This is a genomic window from Pseudonocardia lutea (assembly GCF_042658055.1).
In the GTDB taxonomy this organism is placed as follows: domain Bacteria; phylum Actinomycetota; class Actinomycetes; order Mycobacteriales; family Pseudonocardiaceae; genus Pseudonocardia; species Pseudonocardia lutea.
Genome location: NZ_JBHSQK010000052.1, coordinates 63,666 through 80,395, shown reverse-complemented (window position 1 = coordinate 80,395; position 16,730 = coordinate 63,666). Strand labels below are relative to the sequence as shown.

Sequence of the window (16,730 nt, the reverse complement as noted above, 5' to 3'; positions counted from 1 at the left end):
ACCGTGCCCGCGGCGTCGTCGCCGTGCGTGCACGAACGGGGGGTACTCGACCGGGTGGCAGGGCTCGCGTTGCTCACGATCTGCGGTGAAATGGGCGCAGTTCTGAGGCAGGAGTGACGAGAGGTGCGGACGATGCGGACGACCGGTCTGGCGCGAACCCTGGCCGTCGCGGTGAGCGGAGGGGTGCTGCTGGCGCTCACGGCCTGCCCCGCGAACGCGGCCCAGGGCGGTGCCCAGGCCCCGTCGGCCCCGTCCCCGCCCGCACCCTCGGCGTCGCACTGCCCGCGGACCGCGGCCGACACCCTGGGCTGGGGCACCCCGACCCGGCAGTCGGACTTCGAGGGCACCGCGCTGCCGCCGGACTGGCACCCGTATGGCCCCGAGCCCGGCCACGACAAGAAGGGGACCCGGACGCCCGACGCGATCACCGTGGCGGACGGCCAGGTGACCCTCGGCGGCGACGAGCGGGGCACCACCGGTGCGATGAGCTGGCACCCCGGCCAGCGCTACGGCCGCTGGGAGGCGTGCGTGAAGTCCGACCCGGGCTCCGGCGGCTACCACCCGGTGCTGCTGCTGTGGCCGGTGAAGGAGGACTGGCCGGTGGGCGGCGAGATCGACTGGATGGAGATCAGCGCCGACGACCGGCAGAGCACGGACTTCTTCCTGCACTACGGCCGCGACAACTCCCAGGAGAGCGGCTCGGTGCGGCACGACGCCACCGAGTGGACCGCCTACGCCCTGGAGTGGACGCCGCAGCGGATGACCGCCTACCTCGACGGGAAGGAGTGGTTCTCCACCACGCAGACCGGCCACTTCCCGCCCGGCGCCATGAACATGACGGTGCAGCTCGACTACTTCCCGCCCAGCTTCGGCCGCACCGCGATGCACCTGGACTGGGCGAAGCAGTGGGCGCTGCCGGAGAGCGAGCCGGCGGAGCTGTCGCTGGCGCCGGGCGCGCCCGCCACCGGCCAGCCCGACCTGCACCCCGACCGCACCCCGAAGGCCCGGCCGAGCGGCTGACCCCCGGACTCGTGGGTGGCGGGGCGAAAGGAACTGGGGCCGTCCCGCCACCTGCGGCCTCGTGGACGGCGGCGGTGCTGGGGAGCCCTCGCCGCCGTCCACGCTGGACAGCGCGGCCCTGCTCGCGGCAGCCCCGCTCGCGGCGCGGCCCGGGTCAGTGCAGGGCGGCCCGCAGCTCGTCGGCCGTCGGCGGCCGGGCGCCCCGCCGGGAACAGGTGAGCGCGGCCGCGGTCACGCACTCCTCGAGCACCTCGTCGAGCCGTAGCGCGGGGATCCCGCGCAGGGCCTCCCGCCGGGCCGGCCCGAGCAGGTCCCGCGCGTGCAGCGCGGCCAGCAGGGCCGCGGAGAAGCTGTCCCCGGCGCCCACCGTGTCGACGACGTCGACGGCCCGGCCCGGCATGGACGTCCGGATGCCCTCGGCCGTCGCCGCCAGCACGCCGTCGCCGCCGAGGGTCACGGCGACCAGCGCCGGCCCGCGCCCCGCCCAGTCGTCGAGCACCTCGCCGGGCGGGACGCCGGGCAGCAGCCAGCGCAGGTCCTCGTCGCTGACCTTGACGACGTCCGCGACCGCCAGCATCTCGTGCACCCCGCGCAGCACCTCGGCGGGATCGCCCATGAGCCGCGGCCGGCAGTTCGGGTCGTAGCTCACGGTCGCCGAGCCCGCGGCCTTGACCATCAGCTCGCGCAGCACCGCGGCGCCGGGCTCGACGGTCAGCGCCAGCGAGCCCGAGTGCAGCGCGACGATCCCGTCGAGCGCGCCGGTCAGCTCGTCCGGCGTCCACTGCCAGTCCGCCGTGCCGCTGATGCGGAAGTCGTAGTCCGCCACGCCGTCCGGCCCGACCTCGACCAGGGCCAGCGAGGACTGCTCGGGCGCGTCGACGACGTGGGACAGGTCGACGCCGTTGCCCTCCAGGTGCGCGCGCAGCCGGCGGCCCAGGAAGTCCCGGCCGAGCCGGGCCAGCATCCTGGCGGGCACGCCGAGCCGGGCCAGACCGACCGCGACGTTCGCGGGGCTGCCGCCGGGCGCGAACTCGAAGTACCCCTCGGCGGGGGCGGGGACGACGTCGACCAGCGCCTCGCCCGCCACCGCGATCACACCGTTGTCAGCCACGCGGACAGCGTGCCAGAGGAGGGCCCTTCCGCTCAGCTCCCGACGCGGTCGGCCAGCTTGGCCAGCACACCGTCGTAGATCCGGGTCAGACCCTTGGGGGCGAAGGTCCGCTCGAAGAACCCGCCGATGCCGCCGGCGCCGTTCCAGGTCGTGGTGATCGTGACGAGGCTGGCGCCCTCGCCCGCCGGCGCGACCCGCCAGGTCGTGACCAGGGAGGAGTTCGCGTCCTTCTCCACCACCGTGTCCGGCGTCGGCTGGGAGACGTCCGCCTTGACGTGCCGCACGCGCTTCTTCGTGGCGTGCAGCTTCCAGGTGGCGGAGGTCCCGTCGCCCCGGCCGCCGGTGAGCACGGCGTAGTCGGTGAACTGCTCGGTCAGGATCGCCGGCCGGGTCTCCGTGTAGTCGGCGACGGCCGCCCGGACGGTCTCGACGGGGGCGGGGACGGTTCGCTCCGCGGTCGCGGTCACCTGTGCCATGCGCCCATCCTGCCCCGGACCCGGGGGACGGCGCCGCAGGGGCGCCTGGTACCTCTTCCGGGATGCGGAGGATTCCGGTCGTGGTCGTCGCCGGCTTCCTCGGCGCGGGCAAGACCACCCTGCTCAACCACCTGCTCGCGCACTCGCTCGACGCCCGGATCGGCGTGGTGGTCAACGACTTCGGTGCCGTCGGGATCGACGCGATGCTCGTCGGCGGCGCGGACGCGATGGTCGCCCTCGGCAACGGCTGCCTGTGCTGCGCGGTGGGGGAGGAGGGCGTCGGGCCGCTGCTCGACCGGCTGACCCGGCGGCGGGACGAGATCGACGTGATCGTGATCGAGGCCAGCGGCATCGCCGAGCCCGGCACCCTGGTGCGGCTGATCCTCGAGGCGGCGAACCCGCACCTGGTGTTCGGCGGGCTGGTCGAGGTGGTCGACGCCGTCGAGTTCGAGGCGACGCGGCAGCGGCACCCCCAGGTCGACACGCACGTCGGGCTCGCGGACCTGCTGGTGCTCAACAAGGTCGACCGGGTCGACCCGGGCAAGGTGTGGCGGGTCCGGCGGCTGCTCCGCGAGGCCAACGGGCTGGCCCCGATCGTCCCGGCCGAGCACGGCGTCGTCGACCCGCGCCTGCTGTTCGACATCGAGGTGGTGCCCGGCCGGCAGCTGCTGCTCGGCGAGCAGGTGGGCGACCACGCCGACCACTCCGGTCACCTCCATGCGGCGTACGACAGCGTCTCCTTCACCTCCGACGCCCCGATGGACCCGCAACGGCTGCGGGACCTGCTCGACCGGCGGCCGGCCGGCGTCTACCGGATCAAGGGGTTCGTCGCGTTCGGCGTGCCCGGGCACCGGCAGAAGTACGTGCTGCACACGGTCGGCCGGTACGTCCGGTTCCGCCGCGCCCGGTGGGAGCCCGGCGAGCCGCGCCGCACGAGCCTCGTCCTGATCGGCGCCGGGATCGACACGGCCGCCGTCGAGGCCGAGCTGGCCGCCTGCGTGGCCGACGACTCCTCGCGCACGGATCCCGACGCCATGCTGCCGGTGCTGCGCTACACCTTCGGGGCGTGAGCGCCGCTCCGCTCCGGCAGCGGCAGGCTACTCGGGCGTAACCTGGAGGGGTGATCGCGCGCTCCCTGCGGGTCCTCGGTCTGCGACTCGCGTTCCGGGCACTGTTCGGACTCCCGCGACCGCTGAAGCGGCTGCTCGCCGGGCCCGAGGTGCGGCTCGAGGGGCAGGTCCTCGATCTCGACCTGCAGCTGCTCAACCGGACGGGGGAGCGGATCGCGCGGCTCACCGCGGCGCGCGGGCAGCTGGGCGCGCCGGCCCTCGCCGAGCAGCGCCGGCAGGCCGCCGAGGCCGCCGAGCTCGCCGCCGAGGGGCCGTTCGACGACGTCGTGACCCGGGACCTGGAGGTCGCCGGCGCCGAGGGGGCGATCCCGGCCCGGCTCTACACACCGCCGGGGCCGCACGGTCCCGCGGGGCGCTCCGGCCTGCTCGTCTACTTCCACGGCGGCGGGTTCGTGCTGGGCAGCATCGCCTCCGCCGACCCGCTCTGCCGGCTGCTCGCCGCGCAGGCCGGCGTCCGGGTGCTGTCCGTCGAGTACCGGCTCGCGCCCGAGCACCCCTATCCGGCCGCGCTCGACGACGCCCTCGCCGCCTACCGCCACGCCGTCGCCCACGCCGAGGACCTGGACGCGGAGAAGTCGCTGGTCGCGGTGGGCGGCGACAGCGCGGGCGCGAACCTGGCGCTGGTCGTGGCGCACGAGCAGGCGGTGCGGTCGGAGCCCGTGCCGGCGTTCGTCCTGGCCCTCTACCCGGCCACGGACGCCGACCGGACCGGCGGCTCGCGCGTCGCGTTCGGCTCCGGGTTCGGGATCAGCGCCGAGGTCCTCGCGGCGATGGAGCAGATGTACCTGCCCGACGGGGTGCCCCCGGACGACGCGCGCGGCGCCATCCTCCGCGCCGACGACCTCTCCGGCATGCCGCCGGTCTACCTCGCGACCGCGGGGTTCGACCCGCTGCGCGACGAGGGGGAGGAGCTGGTCGAACGGCTGCGCGAGGCCGGGGTCCCGGTCGTCGCGCGCCGGTTCCCCGGCATGGTCCACGGCTACGCCAGCCTGACCGCGATCAGCCGGGCCGCCCACGACGCCACCTTCGACGCCGCCAGCGCCCTGCGGGCCGGGCTCGCGCTGGCCGGCCGCGAGCCCGCCCCGCTGCGCGCGCCGTGAGCTACGCCTGGGCGTGCGTGCCCAGCTCGTCGAGCACCTTGTCGGCAGCGATCGGCCCGATGCCGGAGTACCAGAGGTCGTCGGACACCTCGTGCGCCCGGCCCTGTGCGACCGCCGGGATCGCCGGCCACAGCGGGCCGCCGAGCACGCTCGCCTCGTCGGCGCCGCCCGCCTCGCCGTACGAGGCGTAGAAGAGCCGGTCGCCGTCCGCCTGCCCGATCTGCTCGGGGGAGACCTCGGCGAAGGTCGTCGACACGCGCTGGCTCGCGGGCCGGGCCAGGCCGGCGTCGGCCAGGATCGTGCCGATGAAGGAACCCTCGCCGTAGAGCCGGACCGACCCGCCGGTGAAGCGGACCATGCTGATCGTGGTCCCGGGCGCGAACTTCGCGCCCGTCTCCTTCGCCTTGGTCCGGTACTCGGCCAGGATCCGCTCGGCCTCGGCCTCCCGACCGAGCGCCCGGGCCGCGACCTGCAGGTTCTCCCGCCACGCCACGCCCACGCGCTCCGCGAACACGGTCGGCGCGATCGCGCTGAGCTGCGGGTAGATCGGCTCGTGCCGGACCTTGTTGGACAGGATGAGGTCGGGGCGCAGCCCGGCGAGCGCCTCCAGGTTCAGGTCCGACTGGGTCCCGAGGTTCGTCACGCCGGCGGTCCGGTCCGTGAGGTAGGTCGGCAGCGGGCCGTTCGCGACGGGCGAGGTCGCGCCCACCGGCGTGACGCCGAGGGCGAGGACGCTGTCCAGCTCGCCGGTGTCGAGCACCACGACGCGCTGCGGGTTCGCGGGCACCTCGGTCGTGCCCATCGCGTGGGCGACGCCGCGCGTCGCAGGGGCCGCGGACGACCCCGCGGTCCCGTCGGAGGATCCGCACGCGGCGAGCGAGGTGGCCAGGACGAGCCCGGCCAGGACGGACAGGAGGCGACGCAACGACAACTCCTTCGTGTTGTTAAGGTTGCCTGACCTTACCGGACCATCGGGACATTCCTCGCTGTGATCGCCCACGCGCACGTTCCGGTGAGGGGTCCGTCACGTTGCAGCGTCGTAACACGGTTCTCGTCAGTTTCGATGATGTGGACGGCGGCGCCCTCCCCGGCGCGGTCACGCACACTCCTCCCCCGGTGCGACCAGCAAGAGCAAGAGGCAATGAGCACGTTCCCCGGCGACGCGAGCGTCGACTTCGTCAAGCAGACCCCGCCCGACCGTCTGCCCACCTTGATCCGCACCCGATCGGGTTATCGCGTGTTCGATCCCGCGCTGATCGCCGGCACCCACTACCAGATCGACGACTCCGGCACCCTCGTGTGGACCCGGCTGCCGGCGGGCTCCACGGCGCTCGCGGTCCTCGCCGTCGGCGCCGTGTCCGGGCTCCTGCTCGGCGACGGCTGGTTCCTCACGCTGCTGTGGTTCGCCGCCGGGCTCGTGGTCGCCACCGGGCTCGCCGGCCTCGGGCTCACGATCGTGCACGCGATCGACGACCCCGAGCGCCGGTACCGCAACCGCACCGGCGGTGCCCCGTACTCCGTGGACGTCACCGACCGCGGCTCCCGCGCCTGGGAGTTGTGCGTGCAGGCCGAGCGCCTGGCAGCCACGAAGTCCTGGGTCACGGGGCGGGTCGACCGCGAGCGCCAACTGCCCGAGCTGCTCTGGGCGGGCGTCCTCGGGTCCGGCTGGGCGGCCGAGCAGATCGGCCGCCTGGTCAACCCCTCCACCGGCCCGGACCTGCGCGCCCCGGCCTGATCACGACCACGGGGTGACGGAAGGCTCCTGCCGCGGCCCGTCGACGACGTCGACCCGTTCGGTGAAGAAGCAGACGAGGTCGCGCTGTCGTCGGGCACCCCGACGACACCGCAGGCGCCCGACCGACGCCGAGCGGAGAAGGCTCGCAGACCGGCGTCGGCAGCGGTGGCCAGCACGTCCGCCCAGCAAGGTGCCCCGGGCAGCGGCGTGGTGGGAAACCCTCGGAAGGGCGGCGGCTCGTCGAGGTCGGCGGCCGGCGGTGGTGGGGCCCGGGTCCTCGGGGCTCGCCTCCCGCTGCGCATCCTCTACCGATGCGGTGCGGGTGCCGGCAGCGCGCGCGGCCCCTCCGCCGGAGGTGCTCCCTCTACCGCCGGGGGTTCCGACCGGCGCGGCCGTGGCGCCGTCCGGACGGCCCACCGAGCTGCTCGGAGCGGTGCCGGCGGTCGGCCGTCCGCTCGCGGCTGATCGTGGCGGTGCCGTCCTCCGTGACGTAGGCGCCCACGCCGCGGCGGGCGTGGGCGCGGCCACGCCCCGTCGCACCTGCCGGACCTCCGCCGCTCAGTGCCGCTGGTACACCGGCGGGCGCTTCTCGAGGAAGGCGCGGGTGGCCTCGTCCCGGTCCTCGGTGAGGGCGGTGAGGATCTGCTGGCGGTTCTCGAACTCGACCGCGTTGACGAACGTGGGGTTCTCGACCGACGCCCACATCCCCTGCTTGGTCAGCTCGACCGAGAAGGGCGGGTTGAGCATGATCTCGGCGGCCTCGGCATAGGCGGCCTCCAGCAGCTCGGCGGGGTCGACCAGGTGTGTGACCAGGCCGATCCGGTAGGCCTCCTCGGCCGAGCAGCGGCGGCCGGTCAGCATCAGCTCGTGGGCCCGTCCGGTGCCCACGATCCGGGGGAGCAGCCAGGACAGCCCGATGTCGCACGCCGAGAAGCCCGCCCGGATGAACCCGACGGCGAACAGCGCGGAGGTCGACGCCATCCGGATGTCGCTGGCCAGCGCGAGGGCGAGCCCGCCGCCGGCGGCCGGGCCGTTGATCGCCGCGATGACCGGCTGGGGCAGCTGGTGCAGGGCCACGGCGAGGTGCGCGATCTGGCGCTGCCGGGTCAGCCCGTCGATCGGGTGCCGCTCCCGCGCCGGCGGGTGCTGGTCGTCGTAGTGGTTGAGGTCGAGACCGGCGCAGAAGCCCCGGCCCGCCCCGGTCAGGATCACCACCCGGCAGGTGCTGTCCGCGCCGATGTCGGCGAGCGCGGCGGTGAGCTTCGCGACCGTGTCGGCGTCGAGCGCGTTGAGCTGGTCGGGGCGGTTGAGCGTGAGCTGGACGACGCCCTCCCGCGGGCGGTCGATCTCCACCGGCATGCGGTCCTCCTCGCGGCCTGAACGAACGAACGTTAAACGATCGTGCGCCCCGGGGAGAAGGGCGTTCCCGCACACACCTCCCTCAGGGCGCCGGCTGCCCCTTGATCGCCCCGGCGGATCCCGCCGGCCCGTCCGGGCCCGCCGACCCGCCCGCGAGCAGCGGACCGGGGAGGTGCACGGGCCCGTGGGGGTCGGCGCAGTGGTCGGCCCCGTCGGCCGGGAGGGCGACGTCCTCGTGGTGGTCCACCTGCAGCGTCGTGTGCTCCAGGCCGTGCTCGCCGCGCAGCACTGCCTCGATGGCCCGCTGCACCTCGTGGCAGTCCGCCTCCGGGCGGACGAGGACGTGCGCCGACAGCGCCGGCTTCCCCGAGGTGATCTCCCAGACGTGCAGGTCGTGGACCTCGGCGACGCCCGCGACCCCGGCCAGGCGGGCGCCGAGCGCGTCGGGGTCGACGTCCCGCGGCGCGGCCTCGAGGAAGATCCGGCCGGACTCGCGCACCAGGCCCCACCCCGCCTTGACCATCAGCGCGGCCACCACGAGCGCCGCGATCGCGTCGGCCCGGTCGAACCCCGTGAGGACGACGACGAGCCCGGCCACCGCCGTCGCGACGAACGCGAACAGGTCGTTGAGGATGTGCTGGAACGCGCCCTCGACGTTGAGGCTCGACCGGTCGGCGCGGCTGATGCACCAGGTCGCCGCCAGGTTGACGACGATCCCGACGAGCGCCGTCACCAGCACGAGCAGGCCCGCGACCTCCGGCGGCGCGAGCAACCGCTCGACTCCCTCGTACACGAACCACACCGCGAGCAGCAGCAAGGTGATCCCGTTGGCCTGCGCCGAGAGGATCTCCGCACGGAGCAGCCCGTAGGTGTAGCCGCCACGGGCGGGACGGGCGGCGAGCCGGATCGCGACCAGCGCGAGCACGAGCGAGGCGGCGTCGGTCAGCATGTGCGCCGAGTCCGAGATCAGCGCCAGCGAGCCGGCGAGCAGGCCGACGACGAACTCGCCGACCATGAACGTCAGGATCAGACCCAGTGCCGCGCCCAGCCAGCGCCGGTCGGTACCGACGCCCACGCCGTGCCCGTGCCCGTGCGCTCCCACCCGCGCACCGTAGGACCGCGCCGCCCGGCCGGGCAACGAGCGGCGCCGATCAGCCCGTGGCCCGCGGGAAGTGCGCGGCGAGCTCGGACCGCGACCGCACCCCGAGCTTCGCGTAGGTCCGGGTCAGGTGGAACTGCACGGTCTTGACCGACAGCAGCATCTCGGCGGCGACCTCCTTGTTGGTCATGCCGCCCGCGACCAGCCCCGCGACCGTCCGCTCCTGCTCGGTGAGGGCGTCGAGGTCCTTGTCGTGCAGCCGGGACCCGGGCCGGCCGGTCTTGAGCTCCCGGTCGCACCGCTCCACGTAGACCCGCGCGCCCAGCGCCGCGAACCGCTGCCGGGCGGCGGCGAGGAGGGCGCTCGCGTCCCGCCGCCGGCCGGCCCGCCGCAGGGTCAGGCCGTGGGCGAAGTCGACGCGCGCCTTCTCGTAGGGCAGTGGCAGGCCCTCGAGCCGGGCCCGGGCGGCGACGAACTCCGCCTCGGCCGCGGCCGTGTCGCCGCGCGCGCCGAGCAGCCGGCCCCGGACGTACCCGAGCCGGGCCGCGGCGGACCGGTGTCCCCGCCGCCGGACGATCTCCTCGAGCGGCCGCAGGAACCGGTCGGCCTCGCCGAGCCGGTCGGTCACGACCAGGGCGTTGGCGTAGAGGTCGTGCCAGGCCCAGAAGCCCGGTTCGTCGAGCCCGCCGCGCGGGGTGCGGGTGGCCAGCGGCGCGAGGTGCCGGACGACGGCGTCGTAGTCCGAGGCCGCCTCGGCCACGTGCGCGCGGGCCAGCAGGGCCGGCACGGTCATCACGACGTAGTCGTGCTCGGTGGCCGTGCCGAGCTCGACGTGCCGGGCGGCCTCCTCGGGCTCGCCGCGCAGCGCGTGGACCTGCGCGCCGGTCCAGTGCACCAGCGGCCGGAGGAGCTCCAGGTCCGTGGCCCCGAGCAGCAGCCGCGCCTGGTCGACGTTCTGCAGCGCGCCGGACCAGTCGCCGAGCGCGAAGCGGGTGCGGGCCAGCCAGCACAGCGCCCACAGCAGGATCCGGTTGGAGCCGCCCTGCCGGACGCCGGAGACCGCGTACTCCAGCTCCCGCCGGGCGGCCTCGGGCTCGTCCTGGGCCAGCAGCAGCCAGCCCAGCCCCATCCGGGCCCGCTGGTGCTGCGGCCCGGACGGGCTCTCCCGCGTCGCGGCCCGGTAGGCGGTGAACGCCTCCTCGATCTCGCCGCGGGCGGCGTGCCCGAGCCCCACGATCGCGCGCGTCTCCACCGCCGCCGGGGCACCGGGCTCGGCGTGCTCGATCGCGCGCCCGGCCCACCGGACCAGCTGCTCGCCGTCCCAGTCGGCGAGGGCGTGCAGCACGTGCCGCTGGCAGACCTGCGCCGCGGTGTCGCGGTCGGCACCGCGGCCGCGCCAGGCACTGTCGAGATAGGAGGTCGCCTCGGCCCGCCGGCCCCGCTGGATGGCGACGTAGGCGAGGACGGCGTCCCGGCGGGGACCGGGCGGGAGCGCCTCGACGTCGGGCAACGCGTCGACGGCCTGCCCGAGCAGCCCGGCCCCGGCGAGCGCGTCGACGGCCTGGAGCAGCCGGTCCTCCCGGTCGGCGCGGCGCGGGCTGATCCGGCTGGCGTCGATCAGCGCCCCGGCGACGACCGCCCAGGCGCCCTGGTCCGCCTTGCGCCGGGCCAGGTCGAGCAGCTCGCCGGCCAGCGCGGCGTCGGGCAGCGGGGTGGCCTCGACCCGGTGCCGGAGCCGCTCGGTCTCGTCGCGGACGACGGCGGCGGCGCGCCGGTGCAGGTCGTGCCGGCGGCCGGGGGCGAGCGTGGCGTGCACGGCCCCGCGCACGAACCGCCCGGGGAAGGTCAGCGTGTCCAGCCCGTGCCCGGCGGCGGGGGAGAGGAGCCCGGCGGCGAAGGCCTCGTCGAGTGCGGCGATGGGGTCCGCGACGCCGCCCAGCTCGGCGGCCTCGGCCAGGATCGGGCTGTTGCCGAGGACGGCGGCGGCCTCGACCAGTGCGCGGGCCGGTGGGGAGACGGCGTCGAGGGCGGTCTCGACCCGCTGCCGGACCGAGGTGGGCGCGGGCAGCCGCGTCTGCCAGTCCGACCAGCGCGCCGGCGGGCTGTCCCGCAGGATCTCCAGCAGGTAGCGGGGGACGCCGCCGGTGTGCTCGCGCAGCCGGCGCGCCACCGGGATCGGCAGGTCGATGCCGGCGGCCCGGGCGGCCAGCAGCCGGGTCTGCTCGGGCGTCAGCGGCGCGACCGGGATCCGGTGCGCGGGCAGCCGGTCGAGGACGTCCCGGGTGTCGGGATGGGCCCGGGCGTCCGGCCCGGTGCGGGCCGCGAGCACGACCAGCAACCGCGCGTCGCGCACCCGGACCACGGCCGAGGCGACGGCCTGCAGCGAGGCCGGGTCGGCGGCGTGCGCGTCGTCGACGACGACGGCGAGGGGCTCCTCGGCGGACCGCGCCCGCCAGCAGGCGGCGAGCGCCTCGCCCCAGGCGCCCGGATCGACGGGCCCCTCGCACCGCCGCGCGTCCAGCCGCCGGACCAGCGCGCCCGGCCGGCCCGCCTCCCACGCCAGGCCCTCGGCCTGCACGGCCGCGAGGGCGGGCCGGCGGGCGAGGAACCGCCGGAGCAGCGTGGTCTTGCCGACCCCGGGCACGCCCTCCAGGACCACGACGGCCGGGGTGCCCGCGGCGGCGCCGGCGAGCGCCGCGTCGAGCTGGGCGGCCTCCGCCTCCTGCCCGACGACGTGGGTGGGCTCCCCGCCGGCGCCGTCGGCACCCGCGACGCCGCCGTCGAGCCTGCTCATGCCGTCACCGTAGAGAAGACGGGCCGGGCGGGGAGGTGCGCTCCCCGCCCGTCGCCCTCACCCCAGGTCCCCGCCGGCGACCGGCAGCACCGACCCGGTGATGTACGACGCCTCGTCCGACGCGAGGAACAGGATCGCCGCGGCCTGCTCGTCGAGCGTGCCGTAGCGGCCCAGGAACGACGAGGAGAGCGTCTGGTCGATGTGCGCCTGGAACCAGGCCTTCTCCTGGTCCGTCCGGGCCTGCGGGGTGCCCCGCGAGATCCGGCGCGGCGGAGCCTCCGTACCGCCCGGCGCGGTCGCGACGACCCGCACGCCCCGGTCCGCGTACTCGAACGCCAGCGACGCGGTGAGCGCGTTGATGCCGCCCTTGGCCGCGGAGTAGGGAATCCGGTGGATGCCCCGGGTGGCCGCGGACGAGACGTTGACGATCACCCCGCCGCCGCGTTCCACCATGGACGGCAGGACAGCCCGGCAGCAGTACAGCGTCGGCATCAGCGACCGGCGGATCTCCGCGGCGATCTCGGCCTCGGTGAACTCGGTGAACGGCTTGAAGTTGATCGCACCGCCGACGTTGTTCACCAGCACGTCGACCTGGCCCTGCCAGCTCGCCGCCTCGCGCAGCGCGGCCTCGGCGGAGGCGTAGTCCTCCAGGTCGGCCTCGAGCGCCAGGGCCTTCGCGCCGTCGGCGAGCAGGCCGTCGGCGACCTCGTGGACCAGCGGGGACCGGTCGAGCAGCACGAGCTGCCCGCCCTCGGCGGCGGCGCGTTCGGCGACCGCCCGGCCGATGCCCTGCGCGGCCCCGGTCACCACCACGACCTTGCGGTCGAAGCGGCCCGGCGTGACGAAGCGCGGGCGGCGGGCGGCGGCGTTGTCGGCCATGGCCCGCCGCGTCGTCTCCTTGGACCGGTCCGCGTGCTCGCCGATCAGCCGGCGGGCGCGCTCGCGGTCCCCGGCCGCGATCGCCTCGACGATGTCCAGGTGGTCCTGGGTGCAGCGCGGGTGGCACCAGGTGGCGGTGCGCAGCGACTGCTCCATGTGCCCCTTCACCCCGAGCGCGGTGTAGGCCTGGGAGAGGTGCTCGTTGCCGGTGAGCGTGAACAGGTAGTCGTGGAAGGCGGCGTTGGCCTCGGTGTAGCCGGCCGCGTCGACGAACCGGTCGCCCTCGACGTAGGGCAGCGTCGCCTCGGCGAGCACCCGGTACCCGGTGACCTGCTGCGAGGTCAGCCGCCCGACGACGAGCTCGAGCGCGCCGAGCTCCAGGGCGCGGCGGGCGTCGAAGATCGCGTCGGACTCGTGGACGGACGGGTGCTCCTCGCCGATCTCGTACCCGTCCTCGCCGACTGCGGCGGGCGGGAGGGACGCGGGCGCCGGCGCGGGCCCGTGCAGCGGCGCGAGGTCGGCGGCCGGGAAGATCTCCTGACCGGCCGTCCCCCGGTCGCCGGCGACGAGCAGGGAGTCGTCCGGGTCGAGCGGGCGCTGCTCGCCGTCGAGCAGGTCGACCGCGAACAGCTCCTGTCCGCAGACCTTGCGGCCGTGGTCGGCCGAGACCTCGGGACGGGAGCTCAGGGTCTCCGGCTCGCCGAAGCGCGGCAGCTCCTGACCGACGACTGCGCGCCCCTCACCGCCGAGGACCAGCAACCCGTCGCCGTCCTCGACCGGCGCGACGACCGCGACGGCGGCGCTCTTCGGCGCCTCCTCGGTGATCTCGTCCACCTCGGTGTCCTCGGCGGGGTGCTCCTCCCCGGCCTCCGCGGCGACCGGCTCGGCGGCCTTCGCGGCCCCGGCCGCTCCGGCGAGGGCGAACTTCTCGTAGTAGAACCCGGCGGGCCGGATGCCCTGGTCGGCGAAGTGCCCCCGCACCGCGTCGACCATCGCCGGCGGCCCGCACAGGTAGACGGCGGTGGCGCCGTCGTGCAGGTGCCCGGGCTCGATCAGCGAGGTGACGTAGCCCTGGTTCTTCGCCGCGGTGTCCTTGTCCGCGACGCAGTAGTCCCAGGTCAGGTTGTCGACCGACGCGGCGAGGCGGGCGAGGGTGTCCAGCTCGACGACGTCGGCGTCGGTCGTCGCGCCGTACAGCAGGTGCACCGGCCGGGAGCTGCGCAGCGCCTCGAGTGTGCGCAGGATCGACAGGATCGGCGCGAGCCCGGTCCCGCCCGCGAGCAGCAGCAGCGGCTCCGCGGAGTCCCTGCCGGGCGCCGAGTCGCGCAGGAAGAAGCTGCCGTGCGGGCCGGTGAAGGAGATGTCGTCGCCGACCTGCGCCCGGTCGGTGAGCCAGGTCGACATGACCCCGCCCGGCGTGAGCTTGACCAGGAAGGTCAGCGCCTCGTCGTCGGGTGCGTTGCTGAAGGAGTAGGAGCGGGACTCGTCCGTGCCCGGCACCGCGATGTTGACGTACTGGCCGGGCAGGAAGGCGAGCTTCTCCCGATCGGTGATCTCGATCGTCAGGGCGACCGTGGTCGGCGAGAGCCGCTCCAGCCCGGTGACCGTGCCCCGGTGGGTGGCGGCGCTGGTCCTGGCCACCGCCGACGTCGAGGCGATCTGCAGGACCAGCTCCGACCGGGGCCTCATCTGGCAGGTCAGGACGTAGCCCTGCTCCTCCTCGTCGGGCGACAGGGCGTCCGGGAGGTGGCTGCCGCCGTCGAACTCGCCGGACTCGCAGAAGGCCTTGCAGGTGCCGCAGACGCCGTCGCGGCAGTCCATCGGGATGTTGATCCGGGACCGGTAGGAGGCGTCGGCGACGGTCTGGTCCTCGGCGCAGGTGATGAACCGGGTGACGCCGTCCTCGAAGGCCAGGGCGACCCGGTGCGTGCTCGCGGCGGCACTCATGGTGCCCCTCCTCAGAAGTGGTAGACGTCGACCACGTGGTGGATGTAGTCGTTCTTGAGCACCACGGTCTTGCGGCGGATCAGCGGGGACTCGCCGGAGAAGTCGATCGTGTAGAACGACGTGCCGTAGTACGGGTCGACGGTCTTGTACCGGAAGTACATGGTGTGCCAGTTGAAGCGCACGTCCACCAGGTCGCCGCGGCGCTCGATGACCTCGACGTTGCTGATGTTGTGACTGGTCCGCGGCTCGGGCAGCGAGGTGGCGCTGGAGCGCTCGGTGCGGATCCGGAAGACCCGGTCCTCGAGCCCGCCCTTGTTGTCGTAGTAGACCAGCGAGATGTCGCGCTGCGGGTCCTCGGTGAGCCTGTCGTCGTCGCCCCAGGAGGGCATCCAGTAGACGACGTCGTCGGCGTAGCACTCGAGCCACTTCTCGAACTCGCGGTCGTCGAGGTAGCGGGCCTCGCGGTAGAGGAACTGCTCGATCATGTTCTGGGTGATCAGCCGGGGCGCCGTGCCGATCTCCGGGGTGGTCATGCCTGCTCCTCCTCCTTCGCGAGGGCGGCGAGCATGGTCTGCCGCCAGTAGCCGTGCTGGACGGGGTAGAGGCCCTCGTCCTCGTTGCGCATGCCCGCGGAGATCACCCCGTCCATGCCGAGGGAGGTGGCGACCTCGTCCGGGCCGGAGAGCCAGTGCTCCGCGCCGCGGCTCATGTCGTTCCACGGGGCGGCGGTGGCGCGGAAGGTGAGCTGGCAGGAGCGGAACTCCTCCAGGTCGTCGGGGGTGGCCATGCCCGAGGCGTTGAAGAAGTCCTCGTACTGGCGGATCCGGTGGGCGCGGGCCTCGGCGCTCTCGCCCTTCGGGGCGATGCAGTAGATGGTGACCTCGGTCTTGTCCGGCGCGAGGGGCCGGAAGTGCCGGATCTGGGTGGAGAACTGGTCCATCAGGTAGACGTTCGGGTAGAGGCAGAGGTTGCGGCTGCCCTTGACCATGAACTCGCCCTTGGCCGCGCCGAACTGCTCCTTGAGCTCGTCCATGCGGTTCCACAGGGGCCGGTCCTGCGGGTTCGCCGCCCAGGTCCACAGGCACAGGTGGCCGTTCGGGTAGGACCAGTAGCCGCCGCCGGACTTGCCCCAGCCGCCGGCGTCGAGCGCCTTGGTGGAGTTCGTCGACTCGCCGGTGCCGCGCCGCGAGGTGGTGGCGGCGTAGTTCCAGTGCGTGGCCGAGACGTGGTAGCCGTCGGCGCCGTTCTCCGCCTGGACCTTCCAGTTGCCGTCGTAGGTGTAGGTGGAGCTGCCGCGCAGCACCTCCAGGCCCTCCGGCGACTGGTCGACGAGCATGTCGATGACCTTGACGGTGTCGCCGAGGTGCTCGGAGAGCGGCACGACGTCGGGGTTGAGGCTGCCGAACAGGAAGCCGCGGTAGGAGTCGAAACGGGCGACCTCGACCAGGTCGTGCGAGCCGTCGACGTCGAAGGTGGGCGGGTAGCCGGCGCCCTCCGGGTCCTTGACCTTGAGGAGCTTGCCGTCGTTGCGGAAGGTCCAGCCGTGGAACGGGCAGGTCAGGGTCATCCGGTTGTCGGTCTTGCGTCGGCAGAGCATGGCGCCGCGGTGCGCGCAGGCGTTGATCAGGCAGTGCAGCTCGCCGTCCTTGCCGCGGGTGATCACCACGGGCTGGCGGCCGATGAAGGTGGTGAAGTAGTCCCCGGGGTTCGGGATCTGGCTCTCGTGCGCCAGGTAGATCCAGTTGCCCTCGAAGATGTGCCGCATCTCCAGCTCGAAGATCTCCTCGTCGGTGAAGATGCGGCGGTTGGCGCGGTAGACGCCGGCGGCGGGGTCCTCGACGACGGCGGTGTCGACGACGGCGCGCACCCGGGAGTGGGACACGTCGGCGGTGGCGGTCATGGGGCAGGGCCTCCCGGTCGAGTCGGCGGTGAGTCGAGCTGGTCAGTCGGGCGACTGCCGTCCGACCATCCCGGCCGACCGGACGGCTTCGCGTCAGCACTCTGCCTAGTTCTGACCCAGCACTTTCTCAGATGTCAGATGTCTCAATGAAGCTGTACTAGGTCTTTGTGTGTGCAGGGT

13 protein-coding genes are annotated in these 16,730 nt (G+C 74.4%); 4 read left to right on the top strand and 9 right to left on the bottom strand.

The genetic code is table 11. From position 1 onward, the window contains the following. Positions 1 to 132: 132 nt before the first annotated feature. Positions 133 to 1,020 carry a glycoside hydrolase family 16 protein gene (locus ACFQH9_RS20585; RefSeq protein ID WP_379567893.1) on the top strand — a complete coding sequence of 296 codons (888 nt, stop codon included), beginning with the start codon at positions 133 to 135 and terminating at the stop codon, positions 1,018 to 1,020. Between the two features lie 154 nt (positions 1,021 to 1,174). Here the strand turns inward: ACFQH9_RS20585 and ACFQH9_RS20580 are convergent, their stop codons facing one another. Beyond that, positions 1,175 to 2,131, bottom strand: coding sequence for a carbohydrate kinase family protein (locus ACFQH9_RS20580; RefSeq protein ID WP_379567891.1), 957 nt, complete (start codon positions 2,129 to 2,131; stop codon positions 1,175 to 1,177). 32 nt (positions 2,132 to 2,163) lie between these two features. After that, positions 2,164 to 2,607, bottom strand: a complete 444-nt coding sequence (locus tag ACFQH9_RS20575) for an SRPBCC family protein (protein ID WP_379567889.1) — start codon at positions 2,605 to 2,607, stop codon at positions 2,164 to 2,166. A 62-nt stretch (positions 2,608 to 2,669) separates the two neighbouring features. Here ACFQH9_RS20575 and ACFQH9_RS20570 point away from each other — a divergent pair, with 62 nt between their 5' ends. Both ACFQH9_RS20570 and ACFQH9_RS20565 read left to right on the top strand, forming a co-directional pair. Next, a complete protein-coding gene (locus ACFQH9_RS20570; RefSeq protein WP_379567887.1) occupies positions 2,670 to 3,677 on the top strand; it encodes a CobW family GTP-binding protein in 1,008 nt (335 codons plus the stop codon). A 50-nt stretch (positions 3,678 to 3,727) separates the two neighbouring features. Then, positions 3,728 to 4,837, top strand: coding sequence for an alpha/beta hydrolase (locus ACFQH9_RS20565; protein ID WP_379567885.1), 1,110 nt, complete (start codon positions 3,728 to 3,730; stop codon positions 4,835 to 4,837). 1 nt (position 4,838) lies between these two features. Here ACFQH9_RS20565 and ACFQH9_RS20560 read toward each other — a convergent pair whose 3' ends face one another. Then, positions 4,839 to 5,762, bottom strand: a complete 924-nt coding sequence (locus ACFQH9_RS20560; RefSeq protein WP_379567883.1) for an ABC transporter substrate-binding protein — start codon at positions 5,760 to 5,762, stop codon at positions 4,839 to 4,841. Positions 5,763 to 5,978: 216 nt separating this feature from the next. On the opposite strand from ACFQH9_RS20560, the gene ACFQH9_RS20555 reads away from it, so the two are divergent. Next, positions 5,979 to 6,572: a hypothetical protein gene (locus ACFQH9_RS20555; RefSeq protein ID WP_379567881.1), complete on the top strand. Its 594-nt coding sequence runs from the start codon at positions 5,979 to 5,981 to the stop codon at positions 6,570 to 6,572. Positions 6,573 to 7,130: 558 nt separating this feature from the next. Here the strand turns inward: ACFQH9_RS20555 and ACFQH9_RS20550 are convergent. The 6 genes from ACFQH9_RS20550 to benA all read right to left on the bottom strand — a co-directional run bounded on the left by ACFQH9_RS20550 (position 7,131) and on the right by benA (position 16,550). Then, positions 7,131 to 7,931, bottom strand: coding sequence for an enoyl-CoA hydratase/isomerase family protein (locus ACFQH9_RS20550; RefSeq protein ID WP_379567879.1), 801 nt, complete (start codon positions 7,929 to 7,931; stop codon positions 7,131 to 7,133). 82 nt (positions 7,932 to 8,013) lie between these two features. Next, positions 8,014 to 9,033 (bottom strand): cation diffusion facilitator family transporter, encoded by a 1,020-nt coding sequence (locus ACFQH9_RS20545; protein ID WP_379567877.1) that lies wholly within the window; start codon positions 9,031 to 9,033, stop codon positions 8,014 to 8,016. A gap of 49 nt (positions 9,034 to 9,082) precedes the next feature. Continuing rightward, a complete protein-coding gene (locus ACFQH9_RS20540) occupies positions 9,083 to 11,824 on the bottom strand; it encodes an ATP-binding protein (protein WP_379567875.1) in 2,742 nt (913 codons plus the stop codon). A 57-nt stretch (positions 11,825 to 11,881) separates the two neighbouring features. Continuing rightward, entirely contained in the window at positions 11,882 to 14,650 is a 2,769-nt protein-coding gene (gene benC / locus ACFQH9_RS20535) for a benzoate 1,2-dioxygenase electron transfer component BenC (protein ID WP_379567873.1), read from the bottom strand. An 11-nt stretch (positions 14,651 to 14,661) separates the two neighbouring features. Further along, a complete protein-coding gene (gene benB, locus ACFQH9_RS20530; protein WP_379567871.1) occupies positions 14,662 to 15,183 on the bottom strand; it encodes a benzoate 1,2-dioxygenase small subunit in 522 nt (173 codons plus the stop codon). Continuing rightward, entirely contained in the window at positions 15,180 to 16,550 is a 1,371-nt protein-coding gene (benA, locus tag ACFQH9_RS20525) for a benzoate 1,2-dioxygenase large subunit (RefSeq protein WP_379567869.1), read from the bottom strand. The genes benB and benA overlap by 4 nt, the downstream gene beginning before the upstream one ends. Between the last annotated feature and the right edge of the window lie 180 nt (positions 16,551 to 16,730).

What these genes read in the sequence shown, in the direction of transcription:
- benA (WP_379567869.1), bottom strand. Translation starts at nt 16,550, where the DNA reads ATGACCGCCACCGCCGACGTGTCCCACTCCCGGGTGCGCGCCGTCGTC.
- ACFQH9_RS20570 (WP_379567887.1), top strand. Translation starts at nt 2,670, where the DNA reads ATGCGGAGGATTCCGGTCGTGGTCGTCGCCGGCTTCCTCGGCGCGGGC.
- benB (WP_379567871.1), bottom strand. Translation starts at nt 15,183, where the DNA reads ATGACCACCCCGGAGATCGGCACGGCGCCCCGGCTGATCACCCAGAAC.
- benC (WP_379567873.1), bottom strand. Translation starts at nt 14,650, where the DNA reads ATGAGTGCCGCCGCGAGCACGCACCGGGTCGCCCTGGCCTTCGAGGAC.
- ACFQH9_RS20585 (WP_379567893.1), top strand. Translation starts at nt 133, where the DNA reads ATGCGGACGACCGGTCTGGCGCGAACCCTGGCCGTCGCGGTGAGCGGA.
- ACFQH9_RS20555 (WP_379567881.1), top strand. Translation starts at nt 5,979, where the DNA reads ATGAGCACGTTCCCCGGCGACGCGAGCGTCGACTTCGTCAAGCAGACC.
- ACFQH9_RS20550 (WP_379567879.1), bottom strand. Translation starts at nt 7,931, where the DNA reads ATGCCGGTGGAGATCGACCGCCCGCGGGAGGGCGTCGTCCAGCTCACG.
- ACFQH9_RS20540 (WP_379567875.1), bottom strand. Translation starts at nt 11,824, where the DNA reads ATGAGCAGGCTCGACGGCGGCGTCGCGGGTGCCGACGGCGCCGGCGGG.
- ACFQH9_RS20575 (WP_379567889.1), bottom strand. Translation starts at nt 2,607, where the DNA reads ATGGCACAGGTGACCGCGACCGCGGAGCGAACCGTCCCCGCCCCCGTC.